At 60.7% G+C, this 26,005-nt stretch carries 22 protein-coding genes; 11 read left to right on the forward strand and 11 right to left on the reverse strand.

Annotation, left to right across the window (positions count from 1 at the left end):
* Positions 1 to 3 precede the first annotated feature (3 nt).
* Entirely contained in the window at positions 4 to 135 is a 132-nt protein-coding gene (locus N8H71_RS16885) for a hypothetical protein (RefSeq protein WP_262194858.1), read from the reverse strand.
* A 233-nt stretch (positions 136 to 368) separates the two neighbouring features.
* Between N8H71_RS16885 and N8H71_RS16890 the strand changes: the two genes are divergently transcribed.
* From N8H71_RS16890 to N8H71_RS16900, 3 genes are all read left to right on the forward strand, one after another.
* On the forward strand, positions 369 to 2,297 hold the full coding sequence (locus N8H71_RS16890) for a RecQ family ATP-dependent DNA helicase (protein WP_262194859.1): 1,929 nt from the start codon (positions 369 to 371) through the stop codon (positions 2,295 to 2,297).
* A 109-nt stretch (positions 2,298 to 2,406) separates the two neighbouring features.
* Positions 2,407 to 3,630, forward strand: a complete 1,224-nt coding sequence (locus tag N8H71_RS16895; protein ID WP_262194860.1) for a 3-hydroxyacyl-CoA dehydrogenase — start codon at positions 2,407 to 2,409, stop codon at positions 3,628 to 3,630.
* A 31-nt stretch (positions 3,631 to 3,661) separates the two neighbouring features.
* Positions 3,662 to 4,093: an acyl-CoA thioesterase gene (locus N8H71_RS16900; RefSeq protein ID WP_262194861.1), complete on the forward strand. Its 432-nt coding sequence runs from the start codon at positions 3,662 to 3,664 to the stop codon at positions 4,091 to 4,093.
* A 55-nt stretch (positions 4,094 to 4,148) separates the two neighbouring features.
* Here the strand turns inward: N8H71_RS16900 and N8H71_RS16905 are convergent, their stop codons facing one another.
* From N8H71_RS16905 to N8H71_RS16920, 4 genes are all read right to left on the reverse strand, one after another.
* The gene (locus N8H71_RS16905) at positions 4,149 to 4,628 is read right to left on the reverse strand and encodes a YMGG-like glycine zipper-containing protein (protein ID WP_085608624.1); all 480 of its coding nucleotides are present in this window, start codon (positions 4,626 to 4,628) and stop codon (positions 4,149 to 4,151) included.
* 358 nt (positions 4,629 to 4,986) lie between these two features.
* Positions 4,987 to 7,335: an FdhF/YdeP family oxidoreductase gene (locus N8H71_RS16910; protein ID WP_262194862.1), complete on the reverse strand. Its 2,349-nt coding sequence runs from the start codon at positions 7,333 to 7,335 to the stop codon at positions 4,987 to 4,989.
* Entirely contained in the window at positions 7,332 to 8,171 is an 840-nt protein-coding gene (gene fdhD / locus N8H71_RS16915) for a formate dehydrogenase accessory sulfurtransferase FdhD (RefSeq protein WP_085684137.1), read from the reverse strand. The genes N8H71_RS16910 and fdhD overlap by 4 nt, the downstream gene beginning before the upstream one ends.
* A gap of 92 nt (positions 8,172 to 8,263) precedes the next feature.
* The gene (locus tag N8H71_RS16920) at positions 8,264 to 9,151 is read right to left on the reverse strand and encodes a LysR family transcriptional regulator (RefSeq protein ID WP_262194864.1); all 888 of its coding nucleotides are present in this window, start codon (positions 9,149 to 9,151) and stop codon (positions 8,264 to 8,266) included.
* 137 nt (positions 9,152 to 9,288) lie between these two features.
* Between N8H71_RS16920 and lysM the strand changes: the two genes are divergently transcribed.
* Positions 9,289 to 9,729 (forward strand): peptidoglycan-binding protein LysM, encoded by a 441-nt coding sequence (gene lysM / locus N8H71_RS16925; RefSeq protein ID WP_258712739.1) that lies wholly within the window; start codon positions 9,289 to 9,291, stop codon positions 9,727 to 9,729.
* A 93-nt stretch (positions 9,730 to 9,822) separates the two neighbouring features.
* Here lysM and yrfG read toward each other — a convergent pair whose 3' ends face one another.
* Positions 9,823 to 10,485: a GMP/IMP nucleotidase gene (gene yrfG / locus N8H71_RS16930; RefSeq protein WP_262194865.1), complete on the reverse strand. Its 663-nt coding sequence runs from the start codon at positions 10,483 to 10,485 to the stop codon at positions 9,823 to 9,825.
* Positions 10,486 to 10,573: 88 nt separating this feature from the next.
* On the opposite strand from yrfG, the gene nudE reads away from it, so the two are divergent.
* Positions 10,574 to 11,140 (forward strand): ADP compounds hydrolase NudE, encoded by a 567-nt coding sequence (nudE, locus tag N8H71_RS16935; protein WP_065257777.1) that lies wholly within the window; start codon positions 10,574 to 10,576, stop codon positions 11,138 to 11,140.
* 5 nt (positions 11,141 to 11,145) lie between these two features.
* On the forward strand, positions 11,146 to 11,979 hold the full coding sequence (gene cysQ, locus N8H71_RS16940; protein WP_262194917.1) for a 3'(2'),5'-bisphosphate nucleotidase CysQ: 834 nt from the start codon (positions 11,146 to 11,148) through the stop codon (positions 11,977 to 11,979).
* A gap of 31 nt (positions 11,980 to 12,010) precedes the next feature.
* On the opposite strand, the gene N8H71_RS16945 is transcribed toward cysQ, so the two are convergent.
* From N8H71_RS16945 to rfbC, 4 genes are all read right to left on the reverse strand, one after another.
* A complete protein-coding gene (locus N8H71_RS16945; protein ID WP_262194866.1) occupies positions 12,011 to 12,466 on the reverse strand; it encodes a thioesterase domain-containing protein in 456 nt (151 codons plus the stop codon).
* On the reverse strand, positions 12,463 to 13,848 hold the full coding sequence (locus N8H71_RS16950) for a sigma-54-dependent transcriptional regulator (protein WP_262194868.1): 1,386 nt from the start codon (positions 13,846 to 13,848) through the stop codon (positions 12,463 to 12,465). Before N8H71_RS16950 ends, N8H71_RS16945 begins: the two co-directional genes overlap by 4 nt.
* Positions 13,845 to 15,653 (reverse strand): sensor histidine kinase, encoded by a 1,809-nt coding sequence (locus N8H71_RS16955; RefSeq protein ID WP_262194869.1) that lies wholly within the window; start codon positions 15,651 to 15,653, stop codon positions 13,845 to 13,847. Before N8H71_RS16955 ends, N8H71_RS16950 begins: the two co-directional genes overlap by 4 nt.
* Positions 15,654 to 15,759: 106 nt before the next feature.
* Positions 15,760 to 16,305 carry a dTDP-4-dehydrorhamnose 3,5-epimerase gene (rfbC, locus tag N8H71_RS16960; protein WP_262194870.1) on the reverse strand — a complete coding sequence of 182 codons (546 nt, stop codon included), beginning with the start codon at positions 16,303 to 16,305 and terminating at the stop codon, positions 15,760 to 15,762.
* A 178-nt stretch (positions 16,306 to 16,483) separates the two neighbouring features.
* Here rfbC and N8H71_RS16965 point away from each other — a divergent pair, with 178 nt between their 5' ends.
* From N8H71_RS16965 to N8H71_RS16975, 3 genes are all read left to right on the forward strand, one after another.
* Positions 16,484 to 19,396, forward strand: a complete 2,913-nt coding sequence (locus N8H71_RS16965; protein ID WP_262194871.1) for an aminotransferase — start codon at positions 16,484 to 16,486, stop codon at positions 19,394 to 19,396.
* A gap of 179 nt (positions 19,397 to 19,575) precedes the next feature.
* Positions 19,576 to 20,682: an agmatine deiminase gene (aguA, locus tag N8H71_RS16970; protein WP_262194873.1), complete on the forward strand. Its 1,107-nt coding sequence runs from the start codon at positions 19,576 to 19,578 to the stop codon at positions 20,680 to 20,682.
* A 245-nt stretch (positions 20,683 to 20,927) separates the two neighbouring features.
* Positions 20,928 to 21,140, forward strand: coding sequence for a hypothetical protein (locus N8H71_RS16975; protein ID WP_065257771.1), 213 nt, complete (start codon positions 20,928 to 20,930; stop codon positions 21,138 to 21,140).
* 65 nt (positions 21,141 to 21,205) lie between these two features.
* Here N8H71_RS16975 and N8H71_RS16980 read toward each other — a convergent pair whose 3' ends face one another.
* On the reverse strand, positions 21,206 to 23,293 hold the full coding sequence (locus N8H71_RS16980; RefSeq protein ID WP_262194874.1) for a TonB-dependent receptor: 2,088 nt from the start codon (positions 23,291 to 23,293) through the stop codon (positions 21,206 to 21,208).
* A 255-nt stretch (positions 23,294 to 23,548) separates the two neighbouring features.
* Between N8H71_RS16980 and N8H71_RS16985 the strand changes: the two genes are divergently transcribed.
* The gene (locus N8H71_RS16985; RefSeq protein ID WP_262194875.1) at positions 23,549 to 24,217 is read left to right on the forward strand and encodes a DsbA family protein; all 669 of its coding nucleotides are present in this window, start codon (positions 23,549 to 23,551) and stop codon (positions 24,215 to 24,217) included.
* A gap of 299 nt (positions 24,218 to 24,516) precedes the next feature.
* Positions 24,517 to 25,803, forward strand: a complete 1,287-nt coding sequence (locus N8H71_RS16990) for an OprD family porin (protein WP_262194876.1) — start codon at positions 24,517 to 24,519, stop codon at positions 25,801 to 25,803.
* Positions 25,804 to 26,005: the final 202 nt, after the last annotated feature.

Below are 26,005 nucleotides of genomic sequence, written 5' to 3' on the forward strand. Positions count from 1 at the left end.
CTGTCAGGTCGTAACCGTATGACCCGCTGTCACTGCGCTGGCAAGTGGGGGAATGTCGCCGGGAAAGGGGGAGCAGCCGCCGAGCAGCAGGGCCGCGATGACAAGAGCGAAGGGCAGTTTCAAACGATTCGACATGTGTCTTCCTTGGTGAGAATCCAGAGGCATCGGCCGTCCTGGCGCGATGTTCGATAAACGTTACACTCGTCCTCGCGACTTCGGCGAGGAACAAAGTGTTTCGTTTGTTTCAGACCGTGGCGGCGCATTTGACGCTGTATCATCCCGTATCGATTTGCCCCCGACCTTTTCTCGACTCGCTGCGATCGCCCGCTAGGCTGTTGGCATCACAGCGGTCAACGGAGTGACAGCGAATGCATAACACCCTGGAACAGGTTTTCGGTTATCCACAGTTTCGACCCGGCCAGGAGGCCGCGATCAGCGCTGTTCTCGCCGGACGCTCGGTAGCGGCGATATTTCCAACCGGGTCCGGCAAATCCCTTTGTTACCAGGTCCCCGCTCTCTTGCTGTCACACCTGACTTTGGTCGTCTCGCCGCTGCTGGCGCTGATGCAGGATCAGCTTGAGTTTTTGCGTCGGCACGGGATTTCGGCAGGCAGCATCGATTCGGCGCAGAGCCGCGAAGACGCCAACGATGTGATGGCTCGCGCCCGTTCCGGCGAACTGAAGATCCTGATGATTTCCGTGGAGCGTTTGAAGAACGAGCGCTTTCGCAACTTTTTGCAGCAGGTGCCGATTTCGCTGCTGGTGGTGGACGAGGCGCACTGCATCTCCGAGTGGGGCCACAATTTCCGCCCCGACTACCTCAAGCTGCCGGACTACCAGCGCCAGTTCAACATCCCGCAAACCTTGCTGCTGACTGCCACGGCAACGCCGAAAGTCATCGCCGACATGCAGGCGAAATTCGCCATCGCGGCAGAAGATGTGGTGACCACCGGTTTCTATCGGCCCAACCTGAATCTGCTGGTCGAGCCGGTGCGTGGCCAGGACAAGCGCAGCCGTCTGGTGGAGTGGATGAGCGAGCGCGTGGGTCAGCCGAGCATCGTCTACGTCACCCTGCAAAAAACCGCCGAGCAGATTGCCGAACATCTTGAGCGCAATGGCATTCAGGCCGAGGCTTATCACGCCGGTTTGCCCCATGAGCAACGGGACGGGATCCAGAAGCGCTTCATGGGCGGGCAGTCCAATTGCATCGTCGCCACCATCGCCTTCGGCATGGGCATCGACAAGAGCGACATCCGCAACGTGGTGCATTTCGACCTGCCCAAGTCCATCGAAAACTACAGCCAGGAAATCGGTCGTGCCGGGCGTGATGGGCAGCCGTCCGACTGCCTGGTACTGGCCAACCGCGACAGCCTCAATGTGCTGGAAAACTTCGTGTATGGCGACACGCCGGAACAGGACGGCATTCGCCATGTGCTGGACGAGTTGCAGGCCGCCGCTCCCGAAGGCCAATGGGAATTTCTGCTCGGGCCGTTGGCGGATCAGAGCAACATTCGTTCGTTGCCTTTGAAGACGTTACTGGTGCAGCTGGAGCTGCGAGGGCTGATTGCCCCGCGCTACGCGTACTACGCCGAGTACCGCTTCAAATATTTGCTGGAACCCGATGCGTTGCTTGAGCGTTTCGAGGGTGAGCGCAGGGATTTCGTTGCAGCGATCATCCAGACCTCAAGCCGTGCGCGCACCTGGGCCACGGTGAATTTCGAGGCGATGTACGAGCAGTATTCCGCCGAGCGCAATCGGGTGGTGAAGGCGCTGGATTACTTTCAGGAAAAGGGTTGGGTCGAGCTTGAGAGCAAGCAGATGACCGAGGTCTACAACGTCCTGCGCGGCGATTTCGACAGCCAGGCCCTGAGCGCTGAACTGCATGAATATTTCACCCGCCATGAGCAAACCGAAGTGGCGCGGATTCACGCCATGCTCGAGCTGTTCGCCACCGAGCGATGCCTCGGATATCGGCTGGCCGAATATTTTGGCGATCACAATGCGCCGCAGCAGTGCGGGCATTGCTCGGTCTGTCACGGGCACGTCGCCCGGCTGCCGGTACCTCCTGAATTGCCGGCGCTTGTGGATAAAAATTTTGCGGCGTTGTGTAGCGATTTTATCCACAGGCACCAGCAGCACGTTGGCAGTGCTCCGTCGGCGGAGCGATTGACCCGGTTTCTGTGCGGAATCAGCGTGCCGTTGTTTACCCGGCTCAAGGCCCGGGCCATCTCAGGATTTGCGGCGCTGGAGGAGTATCCCTATGCCGAGGTGCGGGCCTGGGCTCAGGCGCATCTTTGAAGTCTCGAATCCATCTGCTGAATGTCGATCATCACGGCAATGAACTTCAAAAATGCCTGTTGGCTGACTATGGTGATGGCTGTCTTCGGATCGCCAACAAGAGAACAACATGAGCCAGACATCCTTCGCTATTCAGCAGGCCGCCGTGATCGGCGCCGGTACCATGGGCCGCGGCATTGTCATGTGCCTGGCCAATGCCGGCGTGTCAGTGCAGTGGGTCGATAACAATCCACAGATGCTCGAACAGGCGCTGGCCACCGTGGCCGATACCTACGCGCACAACGTGCGACAGGGCCGGATCGACCAGTCCGAGGCCGATGCGCGGATCGCCCGTGTCAGTGCGGTGCCGGACTATGTGGCGATCCGCAACGTCGACCTGGTGATCGAAGCGGTGTACGAAAACCTCGAACTCAAGCAGAAGATCTTCCGCGAGCTCGATGGCGTGCTGAAGCCCGAGGCGCTGCTGGCGAGCAATACCTCGGCGCTGGACATCGACGCCATTGCCGCCGCGACACGGCGCCCGACTCAAGTGCTGGGCCTGCATTTCTTCAGCCCGGCGCACATCATGAAATTGCTGGAAATCGTCCGTGGCGCGCAGACCTCACCGGCTGTGCTTGAAGCCGCTTTAGAGCTGGGCAAGCGCATGGGCAAGGTCAGTGTGGTATCGGGCAACTGCCACGGTTTTATCGGCAATCGCATGCTGCATCCGTATGTGCTCGAAGCGCGCAAGATGTTGCTCGAAGGGGCGTATCCACATCAGGTCGATGCGGCGTTGCAGAGCTTCGGTTTTGCCATGGGGCCGTTTCGCATGTACGACGTGGTCGGCATCGATCTCGAGTGGCGTGCCCGCGAGCTGGCCGGCAAGGGGCAGGATGCGCCCGAGGTTCAGGTGGATAACCACTTGTGCGAACAGGGTCGCTTCGGTCAGAAGTCCGGTAATGGTTACTACCACTACGAGCCGGGCAGTCGTCAGGCCGAGCATGATCCCGAGGTCGATGCGCTGGTGTTGAGCGTCAGCGAAGGTCTGGGGTTTCATCGGCGGGATATCGGCTCGGAGGAGATCCTCGAGCGGTGCCTGCTGGCGTTGGTCAACGAGGGCGCGAAGATCCTGCAGGAAGGGATTGCCGAGTCGGCGCATGACATCGATCAGGTCTATCTGAATGGCTATGGCTTCCCGGCGGAGCGGGGCGGGCCGATGGCCTGGGCGGACGATCAGGGGCTGGCCGACATTCACAAACGATTGCTGGCGCTGGAGACCCGGCAGGGCGATCACTGGCGGCCGGCGCCATTGATCGGTGAGCTGGCGGCGCGAGGCAAGGGTTTTTACCTTTAGACTGGGCAGATCACTCCAGGAATCGACACTGATGTCCAACCCGATGCCGCAACGCAGCGAGTACCCGCACTTCCAGCCGATCACCACGCGCTGGCATGACAACGACGCCTACGGCCACGTCAACAACGTCACCTATTACAGCTTCTTCGACACGGCGGTGAACACCTACCTGATCCAGGTCGGCGGGCTGGATATCCATGACGGCGAGGTGGTGGGGTTTGTGGTGAGTTCGTCCTGTGACTACTTCGCGTCAATCGCTTTTCCGGATCGAATCGAGATCGGTCTGCGGGTCGGCAAGCTGGGCAACAGTTCGGTGCAGTACGAACTGGCGGTGTTCAAGGAAGGAGAGGTGGAAGCCTGTGCTGCCGGACGCTTCGTGCATGTGTTTGTCGACCGGGCTTCCAATCAGCCAGTGTCGATTCCGGCTTCATTGCGCGAAGCGCTGGAACGTCTGACGGTGTGACAGGCAAAAAAAATCGCAGCCCGGGGGAGCTGCGATTTTTCTTCAAGCCTTCGCCTCAGCGGTGGCGATAGTACTTGTGATGCTTGCGATGGCCGTAGGCGTGGCCGCGACCACGGTGGTCGTCACGGTAGTAGCGACGGTCACGACCACGGTCGTAATGACGATCATCGTCATCGCTCTTGTTGCCCATGTAGTTGCCCAGCGCGCCACCCGCGCCGCCGCCGGCTGCTGCGCCGATCAGGCTGCCGGTGGTGCCGCCCATGCTGCGGCCCACCACGTTGCCGCCGGCTGCGCCCAGCGCACCGCCGATGGCTGCTTCGCCACGGCTGCGCTTGTCGGCGCCCACCGCACTACCACCCGCGCCGCCCAGGGCTGCGCCAATGGTCGAACCTGTACTGCCGCCTAGCGATTGACCGACGACCGAGCCAAGAACCCCGCCCAATGCGCCGCCCACACCTGCTTCGGTGGTGCCTCCGGCAGAAGCGAAGCCACTGACCAGGCCAAGGGACAACAAGAGAATCGAGGAGAACTTCATAGAGGAGCCTCAAAGGGATGACGGCGCGATCCTGAGGCTCTGGAATGGGCGTGACAATCGAAATCCGACGAATAACACGACTTGTATACAATTCTGCAAGTTACTGATTTTTGGGTGGAACTTAACTGATTTTCGCCGGTCTTTAACTACTTCGGACAGGCCGCTTTGATCACAAAGCGGCCTTTTTTGTGGGCGTTTGAAAATTGCTCGTGCGGGAAAAATCATTGAACTGGCTGCCGCTTTCGCGAGCAAGCTCGCTCCCACAGTGACGGTGTTCTTTCAGAAGAGACCCGTATTCATGTGGGAGCGAGCTTGCTCCGGGCGGCGTTCCGACGAAGGCGCCCGTCCAGGCGCCGTATCAGGCCGATTTAGCCATGATCAGTCCGGTTTCACTCGCGGCTTCCAGGCGAATGGCAATGAACTTCGACGTCGGCGTATGGCTGCCATCGCCGGTGCTTTCCAGTGGGACCAGCGGGTTCACCTCTGGGTAATAAGCCGCCGCCTGCCCCGCCGGAATATCGAACGCCAGCAGTGTGAAGCCCTTCACCCGACGCTCGCGACCATCGTCCCACAGCGACACGATGTCAGCCTTTTGCCCCGGCTTGAAGCCAAGACGAATGATGTCCGCCTCATTGGCGAACAGCACATCACGTTGGCCCTTCACGCCGCGATAACGATCGTCGAGACCATAAATCGTGGTGTTGTACTGATCGTGGGAACGCATCGATTGCAGGATCAGGTCAGGCAGTTTGCCGGTAGCGCGAGTACGTTCGTGGATCAGATCCTTGGGCAGCAGGTTCGGCTTGAAGTTGGCCCGGCCTGACGTGGTGTTCCACTTGCGCGCGCCGGCGCTGTTGCCGAGGTAGAAACCGCCCGGGTTCTTGACCTTCTCGTTGAAGTCCTTGAAGCCCGGAATGGTGTCGGCGATCAGTTCGCGGATACGGCGGTAGTCGGCTACCAGCCAGTTCCAGTCCACCGGTTTGCTGCCCAGGGTCGCGGCGGCAATGCCGGCGATGATGGACGGCTCCGAGCGCATCTGGTTCGACAGTGGCTGCAACTGACCATTGGAGGCGTGCACCATGCTGAACGAGTCTTCCACGGTGACGGCCTGCGGGCCTTCGGTCTGGATATCGATGTCGGTACGACCCAGGCACGGCAGGATCAACGCGTCCTTGCCATGAGCCAGGTGGCTGCGGTTGAGCTTGGTGCTGATCTGCACGGTCAGGTCACAGTTGCTCAGGGCCTGGAAGGTGCGCGGGCTGTCCGGCGTAGCCTGGGCGAAGTTGCCGCCCAGCCCGATGAACACCTTGGCGCGACCTTCGGCCATCGCATGAATCGCTTCGACCACGTTGTGCCCGTTGTGACGTGGCACCTTGAACTGGAAGCGGCGCTCCAGGGAATCGAGGAACGCCACCGGCGGACGCTCGTTGATACCCATGGTGCGGTCGCCCTGCACGTTACTGTGGCCACGCACCGGGCACAGACCGGCGCCGGGCTTGCCGATGTTGCCGCGCAGCAGCATCAGGTTGGCGATTTCCTGGATGGTCGGCACCGAATGGCGGTGCTGAGTGATGCCCATCGCCCAGCACATGATCACGTTCTTGCCTTTGGCGTACATGCGCGCCGCTTGCTCGATTTCCACCAGGGTCAGGCCGGACTGCGCAACGATCTGTTCCCATGGGGTATCGTCGACGACGCCCAGATACTCGAGCACGTTGACGCTGTGTTCATTGAGGAAGTCGTGATCGAACACCGCCGGTGCGCCGGCCTTCTGCGCATCGCGCTCCCATTGCAGCAGGAACTTGGCCATGCCGCGCAGTACCGCCATGTCACCACCCAGAGCCGGACGGAAATACGCGGTGTTGGTCGGTTTGTCGCCGTTGGTGAGCATTTCGATCGGATGCTGCGGATGCTGGAAGCGCTCCAGACCACGCTCTTTCAGCGGGTTGATGCACACCACCTGAGCACCGCGTTTCACCGCTTCACGCAGCGGCTCCAGCATGCGCGGGTGGTTGGTGCCGGGATTCTGGCCCCAGACGAAAATCGCATCGGCGTGTTCGAAATCATCGAAGGTCACAGTGCCTTTGCCGACACCGACGCTTTGTGCGAGTGCCACGCCGCTGGCCTCGTGACACATGTTCGAGCAGTCGGGGAAGTTGTTGGTGCCGAACGCACGCACGAACAGTTGATACAGGTACGCCGCTTCGTTGCTGGCGCGGCCCGAGGTGTAAAACTCGGCCTGATCCGGGCTCGACAGTCCTTGCAGGTGTTTGCCGATCAGCGCGTAGGCATCGTCCCAACTGATCGGCTTGTAACGGTCGGTTTCAGCGTCATACACGACCGGCTCGGTCAGGCGACCTTGATACTCGAGCCAGTAGTCACTCTGTTCCAGCAACGCAGTGACGCTGTGTTTGGCGAAGAATTTGCCGTCCACCCGACGTTTGGTCGCTTCCCAGTTCACCGCCTTGGCGCCGTTCTCGCAGAACTTGACCATGCCGCTTTCCGGCGAATCGCCCCAGGCGCAGCCAGGGCAGTCGAAGCCACCGTTCTGGTTGGTCTTGAGCATCATGCGCAGGTTTTTCAGCGCGTTGTCACTGGTCAGCCAGGCCTGGGCCACGCTGATCAGGGCGCCCCAGCCGCCAGCTGCGCCCTTGTAAGGCTTGTAGCGCGGGACGGGTTTCTGGTCGGCTTGATGATGTTGGCTCACGGGTGTTTCTCCATTTCTGGGCTATACACCCGCGGCGCGTTTTTCTGCGGCAGGTGGATGAGATTGAGGTTGTGGCGTCGGGCCCATTGCACGGCGAGGCCGGTGGGCGCGGACAGGCTGACCAGGGTCTGAATCCCGGCCCGCAAAACTTTCTGGATCAATTCGAGACTGCAACGGCTGGTGACAATCGCCAGGCCGCCGGCTGTGGATATCTTTTGCCGGATCAGGCCGCCGATCAGTTTGTCGAGGGCGTTGTGCCGGCCGATGTCTTCACGGCCCAGCAGCAATTCACCGCTGGCGTTCATGAACACCGCCGCGTGCACTGCGCCGCAATGCTGGCCCAATGGCTGGAACGCGCCGATGCGCTGACGCAGGCCGTCGAGCCATTCGATGGGCGGCAAAGGAGCGCCGGGCAGGACCTTGAGATCAGGCAACGCCTGCTCCACCGCTTCCACGCCGCACAAGCCGCATCCGCTGGTGCCGGCCAGTTGCCGACGCTGTTGCTTGAGGTTCCAGAAGGCGCGGTTGGCGATGGTGACTTGTGCGTATTGCGCCGAGCCCGAACCGGTCAGTTGCAGGTCATAGATGTCCGAGGCGTCTTCGATAATGCCGCTGCCGAGGCTGAAACCGACGATGAAGTCTTCAAGGTCGGTCGGCGTGACCAGCATGACGGCCTGGCTGATACCGTTGTAGGCAATCGCCAGCGCGACTTCTTCGGCCAGCGCGGTGCTTGCCGATTCCGCGAGGGGAAGATCGCTGTAACTGTAAGTCTGACTGGCGGCAGGCGCGGGCGTTTCGAGAGCGGGCGCCGCGCAGGCCGGGCGCTTGGCGTTCATGGCATCACCAACGGATTGATCAACGTTAAGACTAGGCGCGGCAAACTGTCGCGTCTAATCGCTAGTTTCGATCTCTCGATAGATGCTGTCGATCAAGAGTCGGCTGGTGATTTTTGATAGAGCGCGAAACAGGCCTCGGCCAGCGCTGATCGTGGTGCACCGCGGCGCATGATCAGGCCCAGCCGGGCGAGCGTCTGAGCGCTTTCGATAGGTTGCAGGCGCAAGTGATCGGTGAGGTTTTCCAGACCGCCGTCCAATGGCATCACGGCGCAGCAAAGACCGCCGTGCACGGCTTGCAACAATTGGTGGACGGCATCGGTTTGCAGCAATGGCTGTGGCGTCAGGCCTCGGCTATGGAAGTTGTGGTCGATGGACTGACGAAAGTGCATGCCGCTGGTGAGCATGCCGAGCGGCAATTCGATCAACGACTCCCAGCTCAGGGGGGCCTCGCTGAAGTTGAAGAAACGCTGGTCATAGAGCAGGCCCATCCGGGTTTCGCTGAAGGCCAGGGATTCGAATCGTTCACTGTCGAGGCGTTCCAGGTAAGACACGCCGATGTCGATACGATTGTTCGCCAGTTGCTCCAGCACCTGCTCCGAACTCAGCGATGACAGCTCAAACCGCAGGTTCGGGTGTTCGGCATGCAGACGCTGCATCAGGGGCAATGCGTCGAAACTCGACAGCGGCACCACCCCCAGCCGCAGTGTGCCGATCAGATTGCCGCGACAAGCTGCGGCTTCGGCCTGCAAGCCATCGTAAGCCGCCAGCACCGTGCGGGCCCAGGCCAGCACTCTCTCGCCGGGTGCCGTGAATCCTTCGAATCGCTGACCACGATTGACCAGCGGCAGATCCAGTTCTTCTTCAAGGCTGCGCAGACGCATGGACAGGGTTGGCTGGGTGATATGGCAGCGTGCTGCGGCCTGGCCGAAATGGCGGGTTTCGTCGAGGGCGATGAGGAATTTCAGCTGCTTGATGTCCATCTTCGCTCCGGGGCGCTGGCAAGGTTGGGCGATTCTACCGCTTGTACGAGGGCAGGGTCATTGGTCGGGCCGGAACCGGGTTTGTCCGGCGTGGTCTAGGCTTGGGCGTCTGGAACTTAAATCAAGGAGTGTGCGCGATGAGTCTTTTGAGCTTTGTAAAAGAGGCTGGTGAGAAACTGCTCGACCTGCTGACCCCCGGCAACGCCAATGCCAGCGACCAGTTGAAGGAGCACATCAGCAAGGTCGGGTTGGGTAACCCGAATGTCCAGGCGACCGTGGACGGTGACAAGGTGACGGTCACCGGCGAGGTGGCGAGCCAGGAAGAGAAAGAGAAGATTCTGCTGGCGGTGGGCAACATCGCCGGTGTCGGCAGCGTCGATGACCAGATCACCGTGACCGGGCCGGTGGTGGCCGCTGCACGTTTTGTGGTGGTGAAAAAGGGCGACACCCTCAGCGCGATTTCCCTGGCTGTGTATGGCAATGCCAACCAGTACAACAAGATCTTCGAGGCCAACAAGCCGCTGTTGTCTCATCCGGACAAGATCTATCCGGGGCAGACGCTGCGTATCCCTGAGTAACCGCAGATACCGCTATCGCGAGCAGGCTCGCTCCCACGTTGGAATGCATTTCAATTGTGGGAGCGAGCCTGCTCGCGATGGGCACGATGTGGTTTACAGGCCCGCAATCAAATCCCGATAATCCTCGACCGCCGCAAACTCTCCGGTATCCTTCGGCCCCTTGCGACTGTCCGGCTCCTTCACCGCCAACAGATGCGCTACACCAAAGTCCCGTGCGCTGCGCAGGATCGGCAAGGTGTCGTCGATGAACAGACTGCGTGCCGGGTCAAAGCCGATGTCGGCCTGCAACGCGTCCCAAAACTGCGGGTTCTCCTTGGGAAAGCCATAATCGTGTGAGCTGATAAGCCGCTCGAAATAGGGTGCCATTTCAACCCGTTCCAGTTTCAGCGACAGCGAGTCGCGATGCGCATTGGTGATCATCACGACGCGCTTGCCGGCGCGTTTGATCGCGGACAGAAAGGTATCGGCATCCGGGCGCAGGGCAATCAGGTGCGCAGTCTCCATTTTCAGCTCACGTACCGACAGCTTCAGTTCTGCGCTCCAGAAATCCAGGCAATACCACTGGAGTTGACCGGCATGTCGCTCGAACAACGGCTGCAATTCCATTTCCGCCATGGCCCGGCTCACGCCATGCAGTTCGGCGTAGCGTTGTGGCAGGTGTTCCAGCCAGAAATGGTTGTCAAAGTGCAGGTCGAGCAACGTGCCGTCCATGTCCAGCAGAACGGTATCGATGTCGGACCACGGTAATGAAGGCATGGCAACGTCTCGAACGGTAAAAAGATATCCGACGCAAACAATCGGAAAAGCCGCGTTATAGTAGCGCGTTCACGCCAAGGAGCTTTGCATGCGCCAGAAACCCACCGTACTTGCCCGCGAGATCGTCGCCACCAGCCGGCTGTTCTGCGTCGAAGAGCTGAAGCTGCGTTTCTCCAACGGCGTGGAACGCACTTACGAGCGGTTGGTCGGCAAGGGCGCCGGTTACGGCGCGGTGATGATTGTGGCCATGCTTGATGCCGAACATGCGGTGCTGGTCGAGGAATACTGTGGTGGTACCGACGAGTACGAATTGTCCCTGCCCAAAGGTTTGATCGAACCGGGCGAGGATGTGCTGGCGGCAGCCGAGCGTGAGCTCAAGGAAGAGGCGGGCTTCGGCGCCCGGCAACTGGAACACCTGACCGAGCTGTCGCTGTCCCCTGGCTACATGAGCCAGAAAATCCAGGTGGTGCTCGCCAGCGATCTGTATGAAGAGCGACTGGAAGGCGACGAGCCGGAGCCGATGCGGGTGGACAAGGTCAACCTGAGGGATCTCTCTTCATTGGCGCAAAATCCGCAATTTTCCGAAGGTCGTGCCTTGGCGGCGTTGTACCTGGCCCGCGACCTGCTGACCCAGCGCGGCTTTTTCCAGTCATGAGTGAGATGTCTATGAATTTTCCCCATCCGTTGATGGCGCCGGTGGTTGAACTGGCGTTGCGTGCTGGCGAGGCGATTCTGCCGTTCTGGCGCGCCGATGTGGCGGTGACCGCCAAATCCGATGATTCGCCGGTGACCGCTGCAGACATCGCTGCGCACCATGTGATCGTAGCCGGCCTGACCGCCCTGGATCCGGGCATCCCGGTGTTGTCCGAAGAGGATGCCGACATCCCGCAAAGCGTGCGTGCCGGCTGGCAGCGCTGGTGGCTGGTGGATCCGCTGGATGGCACCAAGGAGTTCATCAGCGGCAGCGAAGAGTTCACCGTCAACATTGCCTTGATCGAAAATGGCCGGGTGGTCTTTGGCGTGGTATCGATGCCGACCAATGGGCGTTTCTACGTTGGCGGTACCGGACTCGGTGCCTGGCGCGGCGACAAGGGCGGCACGCCAGTGGCGATTCAGGCTCGTGACGTACCCGGACCTGGGGAAGCGTTCACCGTGGTCGCCAGTCGCCGCCATTCGAGCCCGGAGCAGGAGCGCCTGCTGGCCGGTTTGAGCGCAAGCCTGGGCGAGTTGCAACTGGCCAATATCGGCAGTTCGCTGAAGTTCTGTCTGGTGGCCGAAGGCGCGGCGGACTGCTATCCGCGACTGGCGCCGACGTCCCAGTGGGATACGGCGGCAGCGCAGGGCGTTCTGGAAGGTGCGGGTGGCGAGGTGCTGGACTTGAGCGGCGAAGCCTTCTGCTATCCGCCGCGAGAATCGTTGTTGAACGGATTCTTCCTGGCGTTACCGGCGAAAGCCGCGTGGCGAGCGAAGCTGCTGGAGCTGGCCCGTTCGTAAGCGCGCTCCCTGACTCGGGAACGCTCAGCCCTCAGCGGTGCAGGACATACTGCCCGCTGAAGGTCACCGCATCTTCATCGCTCCCCGCATTGACGACTCGCGTGTGCAACGTCAATCGCGCTCGCCCGTAGCGTTGATACATCGTCAGAAACTTCTTCCACACCGCCGGGCTTGGCGACGCGCAGATGGCGTTGGCATCGCCGGTTACCGGCAACGGATAACTGATCTGTCCTTCCTGAATCACGATGTGCCCGTCCTTGATGCCTTCTTCCTCCAAGCGCAAATGCAGCAAGCCCCAACCGGCCAATACCGCGCCGCAATACAGGCTCCCGCCAAACATGGTGCTCTTGTGATTGACGTTGGCTTCCAGCGGCAAGTGCAGGCGCAGTTGCTGGTCCTGCCATTCGAGGACTTTGAGGCCCATGTCCCGGGTCAGAGGGATGTCGTGATGGAGGACGGATTCGAGATGGCGACTGTCGCGATTCATTCGGATTCGTCTCCATGGCTGCTGCTGTCGGCGAAATTCAGACCGTGCTTGCGCAGTTTGTCGTGTAGCGTCTTGCGCGGAATGCCCAGGGCTTCGGCGAGACTGCGTACCGAGCTGTGCGATCGGGCCAGTTCGGCGGCGATCAATGACTTTTCGAAATTCTCCACCTGTTCACTGAGGCCACCGCTGGTGATCTCGATGGCCGCGCTGCTGCCGTCAGGCTGAGTGTTGTCCAGCGCCAGCTCCAGGCCAAGGGCAAAACGCTCCGCCGCGTTCTGCAATTCCCGCACGTTGCCCGGCCATGAATGCCGCAGCAGCAACGCCCGTTGCGCCGGCTGCAGTTCGTGCGGTGGCAGACCATGGCGGGCACTGGCTTCGTCGGCGTAATGCTGGAACAGCATCAAGGCGTCTTCACCTCGTTCTCGCAACGGTGGAATGCGCAGCGGCGCCACATTGAGGCGGTAATACAGGTCGGCCCGGAAGCGGCCCTGATCGGCGGCCTGGCGCAGGTCTTCCTTGGTGGCGGCGATGACGCGAATGTCCAGCGGGATCAACTGATTGCCGCCCAGACGCTCGACCACGCGCTCCTGCAACATGCGCAGCAGTTTGACCTGCACATCCATGCTCATACTCTCGATTTCATCGAGGAACAGCGTGCCGCCATTGGCGAATTCGAACTTGCCGATCCGGCGTTTTTGCGCGCCGGTGAAGGCGCCGGGTTCATGACCGAACAGTTCGCTTTCGACCACCGACTCGGCCAGCGCTCCGGCGTTGATGGCCACGAACGGGCCGTTGCGCCGGCTAGACAGATCGTGCAGGGCGCGGGCGACGACTTCCTTGCCGGCACCGGTTTCGCCGAGGATCAGCACGTCGGCTTTTGTCGCCGCCAGTGCGCCGATCTGCTCGCGCAGGCGCGACATCGGCGCGGACTGACCGACCAGCCGCGCGCTCAGTTCATTGCGATCACTCAGGGCCATGCGCAGGCTGCGGTTGTCCAGAACCAGACGCCGCAGGGCCAAGGCGCGGCGCACGCTGTCGAGCAGGGCGTCGCTGGCGAAGGGTTTTTCCAGAAAGTCGTAGGCGCCGGCGCGCATGGCCTGCACGGCCAGTGGCACGTCGCCGTGGCCGGTGATCAGCAGCACTGGCAGTTCCGGATCCTGGGCGTGCAGTTCGCTCAGCAGTTCCAGGCCATCCATGCCGGGCATGCGGATGTCGCTGACCACCACACCGGGCCAGTCGCGCTCCAGTTGTGCAGCCAGTCCCTTGGCTTCGGACAGCGGAAGAATCTTCAGGCCGGCCAGATCCAGGGTCTGGCCGAGGGCCTGACGCAGGTGCGGATCGTCGTCGATCAGCACTACCTGAATGCGGTTGTCGATGGTCATGCGCTTCGATCCTCGGGCGGTTGCAGGCTGACCCCGGGCGCGCCGGCGCGCAGCCGCAGGGTGATCAAGGCGCCACCTTGCTTGTGGTTGGCGAACGACAGTTCACCGCCGAAGGCGCGCATCAGGGTTTCGCAAATGGCCAACCCCAGACCGAGACCCTGAGTTCGGGTCTTGGTGGTGTAGAAGGGTTCGCTGGCACGGCCCAGGGCTTCCATGCAGAAACCCGGGCCATTGTCGCGAATGTACAGGTTGACGCCTTCGTCGGTGGATTCGGCACTCAGCCACAATTTGCGCGGCGGGCCTTTTTCGGTGAGAGCGTCGAGGGCGTTGGCGAGCAGGTTGCCCAGCACCTGGCGCAGACGAGTCTCACCGGCCTCGACCCACAGGGTGGCGGCCGGCAGGTCGCGGATCAGTTCGACGTCCATGCTGCGGCGACGTTTGGCCAGCAACGCCAATGCATCGTCCAGTGCCGGTTGCAGCGCGACGCTTTCCGGGGCATGGCGATCCCGGCGGGCGAAAGCGCGAAGGTGAGCGATGATCGAAGCCATGCGTCCGGTCAGCTCGCTGATCAGCTTGAGGTTGCCTCGGGCGTCTTCGGTACGCTCATGGTCAAGCAGCACCTCGGCGTTCTCGGCGTAGCTGCGGATCGCCGCCAGTGGCTGATTGAGTTCGTGACTGATGCTCGCCGACATCGTCCCCAGCGCCGACAACTTGCCGGCCTGGACCAGATCGTCCTGGGCCCGGACCAGTTCCTGCTGTGCCTGTTCGCGCTCCAGCACTTCCTGTTTCAGACGACGGTTGAGTCCCTCCAGATCGCTGGTGCGTTCGGCAACCCGGCCTTCGAGCTCTCGTCGGGCCTTGGCCTCGAAAGCGATCCGTTCCAGATAATGGCGACGGCGCTGCATCATCAGGCCCAGCAACAGCATCACTACCAGCAACGTGGCGCTGCCGATCGCCACCACTGTGCGTACCGGTCGGTCGATCAGCGTGCGCGGGGCAAGAATGCTGACGCTCCAGCCGGTTTCCGCGATGTCCTGGGTCTGCGGCAGCCACGCGGTCGGGCTCAGGTTCAAGGGCCGTGGCTCGCGGGTCGGGTAGGGCTGGATCGCGGTGATCGCCGCACGTTCGTCGTCGCTCAGCTTGCGGGTTGAACGGAAGCGCCATTCCGGGCGCGAGGTCAGGATGACCACGCCATTGTGGTCGGTCACCAGCAGTTGCTCCGGCGTTTTGCCCCACAGGCTCTCGGTATGGTCGAGGTCAACCTTGACCACCAACACGCCAATGATTTTCTCGCCGTTGCGCACCGCTGCAGCGAAGAAATAGCCACGCTTGGCGGACGTGGTGCCCAGGCCGAAGAAGCGGCCCAGGCGCCCGGCCATGGCTTCACTGAAGTACGGTCGGAACGAAAAATTGCGCCCGACGAAACTGTCGTGTTTGTCCCAGTTCGACGCCGCCAGCGTGCGGCCGGTGGTGTCCATCAGGTACATGACTTCGGCTCCGGTCTGGGAAGCAATGTTCTTCAACAGGCGGTTGGCACTGCCCTGGGTGACACCGTCGTCCGGCGCGCCGACGACCGCACGCAGGGCCGGCAGGTCGCCGAGAATCTGTGGTAACACTTCGTAGCGATGCAAGGTGCCCAGCAGGTTGGCGACGTAGAGGTCGAGCGTCTGGCGGTTTTGACCGGCCAGCTCATTGCGGTAGTAGCGCTCGGCCAGATGCTCCAGCGGCCACAACAGCGGGGCCAGACACAGGGCCAGCAAGGCAAGACTTCGCCAGCGGGGGCGACGGGGGAGGGTCGGAGTCATAAACATCGGGCGCCTGTGGGTACAGGCGCATTATGCCTAGGCTTGCCGTTGCAGTCTGCGCACCCGTTGCCGGGCATGCAGCGGCGCTGAAGTTTCACACAGGACTTCAGGAAAAGACTTCGGCGTCCTTCAGGAGGGCGCCCACCTGATCCTTGGCCGACAGTTTCGGCGCTTCGTCCAGTTGCCAGTCGATGCCCAGGTCCGGATCGTCCCAGCGAATGCTGCGCTCGGAAGACGGGTTGTAATAGTCGGTGGTCTTGTAGAGGAATTCGGCGAACTCGCTCAGTACCACAAAACCGTGGGCGAAGCCTTCCGGAACCCACAGTTGGCGATGGTTGTCGGCGGAAAGACGTACGGCGACCCATTTGCCGAAATGCGGCGAACTGCGACGGATGTCCACTGCCACATCAAGCACTTCACCCACGGTGACACGAACCAGTTTGCCCTGGGTATTTTCCAGCTGATAGTGCAGACCGCGCAGCACGCCTTTCTGCGAGCGCGAATGGTTGTCCTGGACAAATTGCGTGTCGAGGCCGGTTACGTCCTGAAAGGCCTTGGCATTAAAGCTTTCGTAAAAGAACCCGCGCTCGTCACCGAAAACCTTGGGTTCGATGATCAGGACACCAGGCAGGTCAGTGGGGATTACATTCATGGGGATATTCCAGTGGCAGGTGTGAATGGGCGACATTCTTGCGCAAAGTGCCGATCGGTGCGAGGGGCGCATGCAAATCGCCCGCCTCGCAGCAGGTCGGGGGCGGATGGTCGGGGGGTTGCTTATCGCCTGAAGCAATGGCGATATAGGCGCCTAATAAAATTTCAGGGGTCGTTCCATGTCGTTCGCCACGTTGATTCATCGCGCCAGCTTGCCCAGCCCTCAGGTTTCGGTGGAGCAGGCCCGGCATCTGCTGGCGCAGCAATACGGGTTGAGCGGCACATTGCAGGCCTTGGGCAGTCAGCAGGACCTCAATTACCGAATCGACAGCGAACGTGGGCGATTCGTGCTGAAGATCTGCCGGGGTGACTATTCGCTGGTAGAGCTGCAGGCCCAGCATGCGGGCCTGAAATATCTGGCCGAGAAGGGTGCCGTTAAGGTTCCTCGTGTGATGACGGCCACTAACGGCGCTGACCTGCTGACCCTGGACGTCGGTGGAGAATCGGTGCATGTGCGGCTGCTCGATTACATCGAGGGCCAGCCGCTGACGGCGCTCGATCATCTTGGCCATGAAGTCGTCGCCGGATTTGGCCGGCTCTGCGGCGAAATGGATCTGGCCCTGGCCGGCTTCGACCATCCGGGTCTCGAGCGCACGCTGCAATGGGACGCGCGCCACGCCAGTGCACTGATCGAACATCTTCTGCCAGTGATCGACGACGAACGCCAGCGCGCGTTGATCGCCGAGGCTGCCGAACAGGCCAGGCTTCGTTTGCAGCCGCTGCTGGAAAAGCTGCCGGTGCAGGCAATCCACATGGACATCACCGACGACAACGTGGTCTGGCAGCGTGATGCCCGGCGGCACTGGGAATTGCAGGGCGTCATCGACTTCGGCGATCTGGTTCGCACCTGGCGCATCACCGATCTGTCGGTTACCTGCGCCGCACTGCTGCATCACGCCGCCGGCGATCCATTCGTGATCCTGCCGGCAGTGCAGGCCTATCACGCGGTCAATCCTCTGCAACACGAAGAATTGCTGGCGCTGTGGCCGCTGATTGTGGCGCGGGCAGCGGTGCTGGTGCTCAGTGGCGAGCAACAGGTCAGCATCGATCCGGGCAATACCTACAGCCGCGACAACCTGACCCACGAATGGGAGATCTTCCGGGTCGCCACTTCGGTACCGCTGGCATTGATGGAGGCGGCGATTTTCACGGCGCTCGGCCAGACATTACCGACCTTCGACAGTGAAGGCTTCGCGCCGTTATTGCCCGATCTGGTCGGGCGCGAATTCGCGTTGATCGATCTGGGTGTGTTGAGCGCGCACTTCGAGGCGGGCAACTGGGAGCAGCCTGGCATTGATCAGCGTCTGTTGAGCGAGGCCGCCGCTATCCACGGTCTGTCGGCCAGTCGATACGGGCAATACCGGTTGTCGCGCACCCTGCCCGACAGCGCCGATGAGCCAGAGACATTCCCGCTACACGTTGAATTGCATGTACCTCAGGGTTCGACGGTGGAAGCGCCGTTTGCTGGCGTACTTCAACTGTCGGCCGACGGCGCGCTGCGACTCGACGGCCCGCAACTAAGCCTGCGTCTGTGGGGCGTGAAACCTTCGTTGCACGGCGGCACGGCGCTGGTGAAAGGTCAGGTGCTGGGTTCGGTGGATGGTCCGTTGACCGTGCAAATGACTCGCGGCGCACAGCTTGAAGCGCCGCTGTTCTGCACGCCGACCCGCGCGGGGGCGTGGCAGGCGTTGTGCCCCTCGCCGGCAGCACTGCTGGGCCTGGCCTGCGACGCCGAGCCGGAGCTGGACGCAGCAACCCTGCTGGCCCGCCGCGACGCTAGTTTTGCCCGCACCCAGAAGCACTATTACGTCGACCCGCCGCGCGTCGAACGCGGCTGGCGCAATCACCTGATCGACATGCAGGGCCGCTCCTACCTCGACATGCTCAACAACGTCGCGGTGCTCGGTCACGGTCACCCTCGCATGGCGGCGGTGGCGAGCCGGCAGTGGTCGCTGCTCAACACCAACTCGCGGTTCAACTATGCGGCTGTTGCCGAGTTTTCCGAGCGATTGCTGAAACTGGCACCGGAGGGCATGGATCGGGTGTTTCTGGTTAACAGTGGTAGCGAGGCTAACGATCTGGCGATCCGCCTGGCGTGGGCCGCCAGTGGTGGACGCGACATGATCAGCGTGCTGGAGGCTTATCACGGCTGGACGGTCGGCGCGGACGCGGTCTCGACCTCGATTGCCGATAACCCGCAGGCCCTGAGCAGTCGCCCGGACTGGGTACACGCGGTGACCGCGCCCAACACCTATCGCGGCGAATTTCGCGGCCCGGATTCGGCGCCGGATTATGTGCGCAGCGTCGAACATCATCTGGCGAAGATCGATGAGCAGAAGCGGCAACTGGCCGGGTTCATCTGCGAGCCGGTCTACGGCAACGCGGGCGGGATCTCGCTGCCGCCGGGTTACCTGAAAAAAGTTTATGAACGGGTGCGTGCCCGTGGCGGTGTGTGTATCGCCGACGAGGTGCAGGTCGGTTACGGGCGCATGGGTCACTTCTTCTGGGGTTTCGAAGAGCAAGGCGTGGTGCCGGACATCATCACCATGGCCAAAGGCATGGGCAACGGTCAGCCGCTGGGCGCGGTGATCACCCGCCGGGAAATCGCCGAGGCGCTGGAAGCCGAAGGTTATTTCTTCTCGTCCGCCGGCGGCAGTCCGGTGAGTTGCCAGATCGGCATGGCAGTGCTGGATGTGATGGAAGAAGAAAAACTCTGGGAAAACGCCCAGGTGGTCGGCGCCCACTTCAAAGCCCGGCTGGAGGCGTTGATCGATCAATATCCGTTGGTCGGCGCGGTACACGGTTCGGGGTTCTATCTGGGGGTCGAGCTGATCCGCAATCGGGAAACCCTGGAACCGGCGACCGAGGAAACCACGCTGTTGTGTGATCGCCTGCGGGAACTGGGGATTTTCATGCAGCCGACCGGCGATTATCTGAACGTCCTGAAGATCAAGCCGCCGATGGTCACCTCGCGTCAGAGCGTGGATTTCTTCGTCGACATGCTGGCGAAGGTGCTGGAAGAAGGGCTCTGAGGCCATGCGGAAGCGAAAAATACCGATTTGTATCGGTATTTTTCGGGTTAAATTGGGGTCGTATTTTATTTATGGCTTCTAAAGCCGATATTTATCGTTTATAAAGTCGCCATAGTCCGTCGTCCAACCCTGTACGGCGTGTTGAAAAAACCTCGACGGTTCCCTGGAGTCTGATCGACATGACCACATTGAAAAGCACACCACGCGCCGATGGCTTCTACATGCCGGCCGAATGGGCACCGCAAACCCAGACCTGGATGATCTGGCCCGAGCGTCCGGACAACTGGCGTCTGGGCGGCAAGCCAGCACAGGCTGCTCACGCCGCCGTGGCCAAAGCCATTGCGCGTTTCGAACCGGTAACCGTGGCGGTCTCCGCCGGCCAGTACGAAAACGCCCGTGCTCGCCTCGACGTGCCGAATATCCGCGTGGTCGAGATGTCCAGCGATGACGCCTGGGTCCGCGATAGCGGCCCGACGTTCGTGATCAACAACACCGGCGAAGTGCGCGGTGTGAACTGGGACTTCAACGCCTGGGGCGGTTTTGATGGCGGTCTGTATTCGCCGTGGAACCGCGATTCCCAGGTCGGCGGCAAGATCCTCGAAATCGAGCGCAGCCCGCGCTACCGCACCGAAGGCTTCGTGCTGGAAGGCGGCTCGATTCACGTCGACGGCGAAGGCACGCTGATCACCACCGAAGAATGCCTGCTCAACCGCAATCGCAACCCGCACCTGGGTCGCGAAGAAATCGAAGCGGTGCTCAGCGAAAACCTGTCCGTGGACAAGATCATCTGGCTGCCGGATGGCCTGTTCAACGACGAAACCGACGGCCATGTGGATAACTTCTGCTGCTACGTGCGTCCGGGCGAAGTGCTGCTGGCGTGGACCGACGATCCGCAGGATCCGAACTACCCGCGCTGCCAGGCAGCGATGAAAGTGCTGGAAAGCAGCACCGACGCCAAGGGCCGCCCGTTCACGGTGCACAAGATGCCGATTCCGGGGCCGCTGTTTGCCACCGAAGAGGAATGCGCAGGCGTGGATCCGGTGGACGGCACACAGGAACGCAACCCGAGCGTGCGTCTGGCCGGTTCATATGTGAACTTCCTGATCGTCAACGGCGGCATCATCGCGCCGAGCTTTGACGACCCGATGGATGCCCCGGCGCGCGAGATCCTGCAGAACCTGTTCCCGCAACATGAAGTGGTAATGGTCCCGGGCCGCGAACTGTTACTGGGGGGCGGCAATATTCACTGCCTTACCCAGCAGCAACCCGCGCCGCACAAAGAGTGAGTGCGGATGTAACAGCTTGAGTTGATTGAAAAAACGACCGGGCAGTCATTTGTTGCCCACGCTTGAAGCGAAACCCGCAGCCCGTCAGGACTGCGGGTTTCTTTATGTCCGCTGGTCGACAATTTCATTACGTTGGCATAGCTCTTGTATCGGTCATGGCGCACTAGGGAGGGGGGAGAACTTCAACAGTTCTGTCATAAACCTTGGATAACTTAGCCGCTCACGAACGGGGAGAGAGCGCTGAAATGAACGCCGAAGTGAACGTAATCAGCGAGCGGACGTTGCATCCCATGGCTGTTAATAGTGAGTCGCTCCAGATTGTCGCGCACTGGTTGAAATCCAATGGAACGCGTCAGATCAGGGAACCTGATCCGCGCCGGATGATGATCGAGCGTTACCCCGCTGGCCTGTTCAGCGAGGCCGAACTGGATGCACTTTGGGATGTGATGGAAGGATAAGAAGAACAAACAAGGATTGTAGAAAGCGCTGCCCGGATGGCAGCGCTTTTTTTATGGGCGCTATATCAGAAGCTGTAGGTGCCGGTGACCACCAGGCTGCGCGGTGCGCCTGGCTGGATCTGGAATGCGCTGGTGGCCGACGAGTAATACTCGCGGTCGGTGATGTTGTTCAGGGCGCCACGCAGGTCCCAGTCTTTGTGGCGGTAGCCGACCAGTGCGTCCCAACGGCCGTAGCCCGGCAGCACGGTGGTGTTGGCGTTGTCGGCATAACGCTGGCCGACCAGGGTCAGGCCGGTTTCGGCGTACCAGCCCATTTCCGGTTTCCAGGTCAGGAAAAGACTGCCGTTGCGCTTGGCCACGTTGTTCACGCGTTTGCCTTCCAGACCGTTGTTGTCCTTCTCGATGGTCGCGTCCTGCACACCGACGCCGCCGCGCACGTACCAGTTGCCGACGATCTTGCCGGTACCTGTCAGCTCGATCCCGCGCGAGCGTTGCAGGCCGCTGAGCACGGTCAGGGTCGGGTCGTTCGGATCGGTGGTGCGACGGTTGTAGAGTTCCAGCTCATAGACGGCGAGGGTGGTGCTCAGGCGATCGTCGAGCCAGTCGCTCTTGACGCCGATTTCTTTCTGCTTGGTCAGCTCCGGGCTCAGGTCATTGGTATTGCCGGCCGCGCCCGGGGTGATGCCGATCAGACCGCCGCCCACTGGCGAAAACGTCTTGGTCCACGAAGCGTAGAACGAGTGGTTCTGCAGCGGCGTCCAGACCACGCCGAAACGCGGGCTGGTGCTGTGGCTGTCACGGTCTTCGGAGATGTTGCGCAGTTTGTTGGTCGACTCGATGTCGAAGGTGTCGTAGCGCAGGCCGGCCAGCAATTGCCATTGATCGTTCAGGCGCAGTTGATCCTGAACGTAGACCGCGCGGCTTTCGACTTCTGTGTGGCTGCTGCTCGACACCTGCATGCGCCCGGTGTGGCGCAGGTCGCGGTTGGGGTTGTACAGATCCAGCGACGGTACCGGTTGAGTACCACGGCCGGTGGCCGCGTTGTACAGCGTCGGGTCGCGGCGCTGGCTGCCGGTTTCGAGGCCGGTCAGCAAGCGGTGCTCGAGACCGAAGGTTTCGAATCCGCCTTCCAGCTCAACGTTGTTGAACACGTTGCGGGTGGTCAGGTCCTGTTGCCAGTGCTGGCGGGTGACCTTCTTTGTCGCCGGGGTGTAACCGGTGAGGTAGGTGTTGTCGAAATCGCTGTCGAGCTTGAACACACCGAGCGTGTGGCGCAGTTGCCAGTTATCGTTGATTTCATAGCTCAGCTTCGAGCGCAGGGACTGCGTCTTGTCGTCGATGAAATCGTGATCGTTGCCGTAGGTCGTGTCCCGGCCGACATCTGCCGGACGTCCACCGACCCCGGGAATACCGCGATCCGGCGTGCGGTTGTAGCGGCTGTATTCGTATTGCACCAGCCAGTTCAGGTCAGGCGTGAGCTGCCAGCTCATCGACGGTGCGAACAGCTGGCGGTTGCCGCTGACGCCCTCGCGGAAGCTGTTCTCGTCCATGTTGCCCATGTTCAGGCGCAGGCTGATGTTGTCGCTCGGGTCGGTGCTGAGGTCGGCGTACAGGCTGCGCAGGTCTTCGCTGCCTCCTTGGGCTTCGATGGTCGAGCGGCGGCCGAATTCGGGTGCCTTGCTGACGCGGTTGACGATCCCGCCCTGGCTGCCACGGCCGTACAGCACTGCGGCGGGGCCCTTGAGCACTTCGACGCGTTCGATGTTGTGCAGATCGCGCTTGTACTGGCTGTCGTCGCGGATGCCGTCCAGATAGAAGTCGTTGCTGGCGTCGAAGCCACGGATGCGCAGGCTGTCGAAGCGCGTGTCGCCACCGCCGCTGACGTTGGGAATTCCGCTCAGGGCATCTTCGATGTCATTGGTGCCGTAATCCGCGACGTTGGCGGTCTTGACCGAATCGATCGCCTGCGGCACGTAACGAACGGGGGTTGAGGTGCGGGTCGCGGTGTTGCTGACCTTCACGCGCGGGTCGTCGGCCTGGGTTTCGGCGCTGATCGAGGTGGCGGGCAGTTCGGTCGCGGAGTAAGCAAAACCGGAGGACAAAAAGGCAGAAAGCCCAAGCGTGACGGGCGTAAGGCGGAACGGGGCAGGCATTGAAAAGCGCATCCGAAAGGGTAGAAGAATTCGAGCGCGCGAATGGTAATGCTTTGCATTTACTTCCGTTAATTATTCCTGAAAGGTTCCGTTGTTTGATTGTGTCAATTTATTTCAGGTTTGTGTTGTAGCGGACAAAAAGCGCATTTGACCGATTGCCGAAACAGACTGAAAGCCATTCCGGCGTTTTTCCACAACGACTGAGGGACTAATGTGCCGACATCATTTTTCCCACCTTCTGACCGGAGCTTTCCAATGACGCTTCATTACATCTACGACCCGCTGTGCGGCTGGTGCTATGGCGCCAAACCCCTGGTGCAGGCCGCACAGCACGTGCTGCCGGTGATCGCCCACGCCGGCGGCATGATGACCGGTGCGAACCGCCAAAGCGTTTCGCCGCAACTGCGCAATTACGTGATGCCTCATGACCGGCGCATTGCCGAATACACCGGTCAGCCATTCGGCGAAGCTTATTTCGAAGGCCTGTTGCGCGATCACTCGGCGGTGTTTGATTCGGCACCACCGATTGCAGCTGTGATGGCAGCGGAAAAAATCGATGGTCGTGGCCTGGAGCTACTTGGCCGTTTGCAAACTGCGCACTATGTCGAGGGGCGGCGAATTGCCGACGAAAGTGTGCTTGTGGAATACGCGGTGGAGCAGGGCTACAACGCCGAGATGTTCTTGAATGCCATGCAGTCCGTCGACACCGAACAACACATAAAGAACAGCCGCGCCCTGTTGGCCAAACTCGGTGGGCAGGGTTTTCCAACTTTCGCACTGGAGCGAGACGGTCAGTTCACACTGGTTGATATCGGGCCGTGGCTGGGCAAGCCACAAGCCTTCGCCCAATGGTTAAGTGAGTCAATTACACCTGCGCCAAGGACTGAAACCCTGCCAGTCTGTGGCCTCGACGGTTGCGCGTGATCCAGCATCAAAATCCCTGATGGAGAGCAATTCCGTGCACGAAGCCATCGCAAAATTTACTTTTTTTAGACGTTTTTCGCCTATTTAAAGACGATTCTTGAAATTGACACATTGTTGAGGGCGCGGCTACGATTCGGCCCAACGCCTGTGGCTAACCGCCATGACACAAAATCAGGAGCAGGCCCGCCATGACATTGTCTTGAGCGGGTCTTTTTGTTTCGGGGTGAATAAAAGAGTGCACCAAGCGCCGTTTCAGCCGTTCGACACAGCGCGTTTCAACCCGTAATAAGGAAAACAAAATGTTGAACAAGCGAATCAGTTTGATCGCACTGGGGATGTTGAGCGCCACTCAGGCAATGGCTAGCGACCAGTCCGAGTCCAAGGGTTTTGTTGAAGACAGCAGTCTGAAAGTGCTGCTGCGCAATGCCTATATCAATCGTGACTACAAAGATGGCAACCAGGACAAGGCCGAGTGGGGCCAGGCGGCCATCGGTACGTTCTCGTCCGGTTTCACCCAGGGCACCGTCGGTGTAGGTGTGGATGCGTTCGGTCTGTATGCACTGCGTCTGGACGGCGGCAAGGGCCGCAGCGGCGCCGGCGGTATCGACTTCTTCAAACAGGGTGACAGCGGCAACGCGGCTGACGATCTGTCGAAGGGCGGCGCAGCGGTGAAATTCCGTCTGTCCAACACCGTGCTGACCTACGGCGACCAGATGCCGGCCCTGCCGGTGCTGAGTTACGACAACGTGCGTCTGCTGCCGGAAAGCTACACCGGTACCTTGATCACCTCCAAAGAAATCAAAGGTCTGCAACTGGATGCCGGTCGTTTCACCGCCGAATCGCGCAAGAGCGCTGAAGGTCGTGACAGCGGTGGTCTGAAGTCGATCAACGTGTTGGGCGGTAGCTACCAGTTCACCGAACAGTTCAAGGCTGCGCTGTACGCTTCCGACGTCGAAGACGTGCTGAAGAAGCAATACGTGAACGCCAACTACGTGTTCCCGATCGACAAGGATCAGTCCCTGACCCTGGACTTCAACGGTTACCGCACCAAGCTGGACAACTCCTACGTCCGCGAAAACGGTGTGACCGGCGATGACAACAAGATCTGGAGCCTGGCAGCAACCTTCGCCACCGGCCCGCACTCGTTCACCGTGGCGCACCAGCGCTCCACTGGCGACAGCAACCTGGGTTACGCCTACGGCGGTTACCAGAAAGGTCAGGGTCGCGTGGGTGACGGTGGCAATACCATCTACCTGGCCAACTCCTACTGGTCCGACTTCAACGCGGAAGACGAGCGCAGCTGGCAGCTGGGTTACGGTCTGGACTTCACGGCGTTCGGCGTACCGGGTCTGAGCTACAACTTTGCGTATGTGCGTGGTGATAACATCACCACCTCCACCAGCACTGGCGGTACCGAGCGCGAATACTTCAACCAGTTCAAGTACGTCGTGCAAAGTGGCCCGGCCAAAGACCTGAGCATCAAGCTGCGCAGCTCGATCCTGCGTGTTTCGCAGAAATCCAGCGAATACAACGTCAGCGGTAACGAGCTGCGTGTTTTCGTGGATTACCCGATCAACATCTTCTGATGATCGGTTGAACCCGCAAAGCGCGACAGAAAAACCCCGACTTGTTCGGGGTTTTTTTTTGACGCTTTTTGAAAAAACAGCATAAAAACCCGTGTTTTTGTCATTTGAAATGCACTTTCAAGCCGTTTCAAATCGCGTTTCAAACAGGGCTTTAAATGCCTGAAATTCTTTCTCATGGACGCAAATTCTCCACCTAATAGAT

It is taken from the genome of Pseudomonas koreensis (assembly GCF_025447595.1).
In the GTDB taxonomy this organism is placed as follows: domain Bacteria; phylum Pseudomonadota; class Gammaproteobacteria; order Pseudomonadales; family Pseudomonadaceae; genus Aquipseudomonas; species Aquipseudomonas koreensis_H.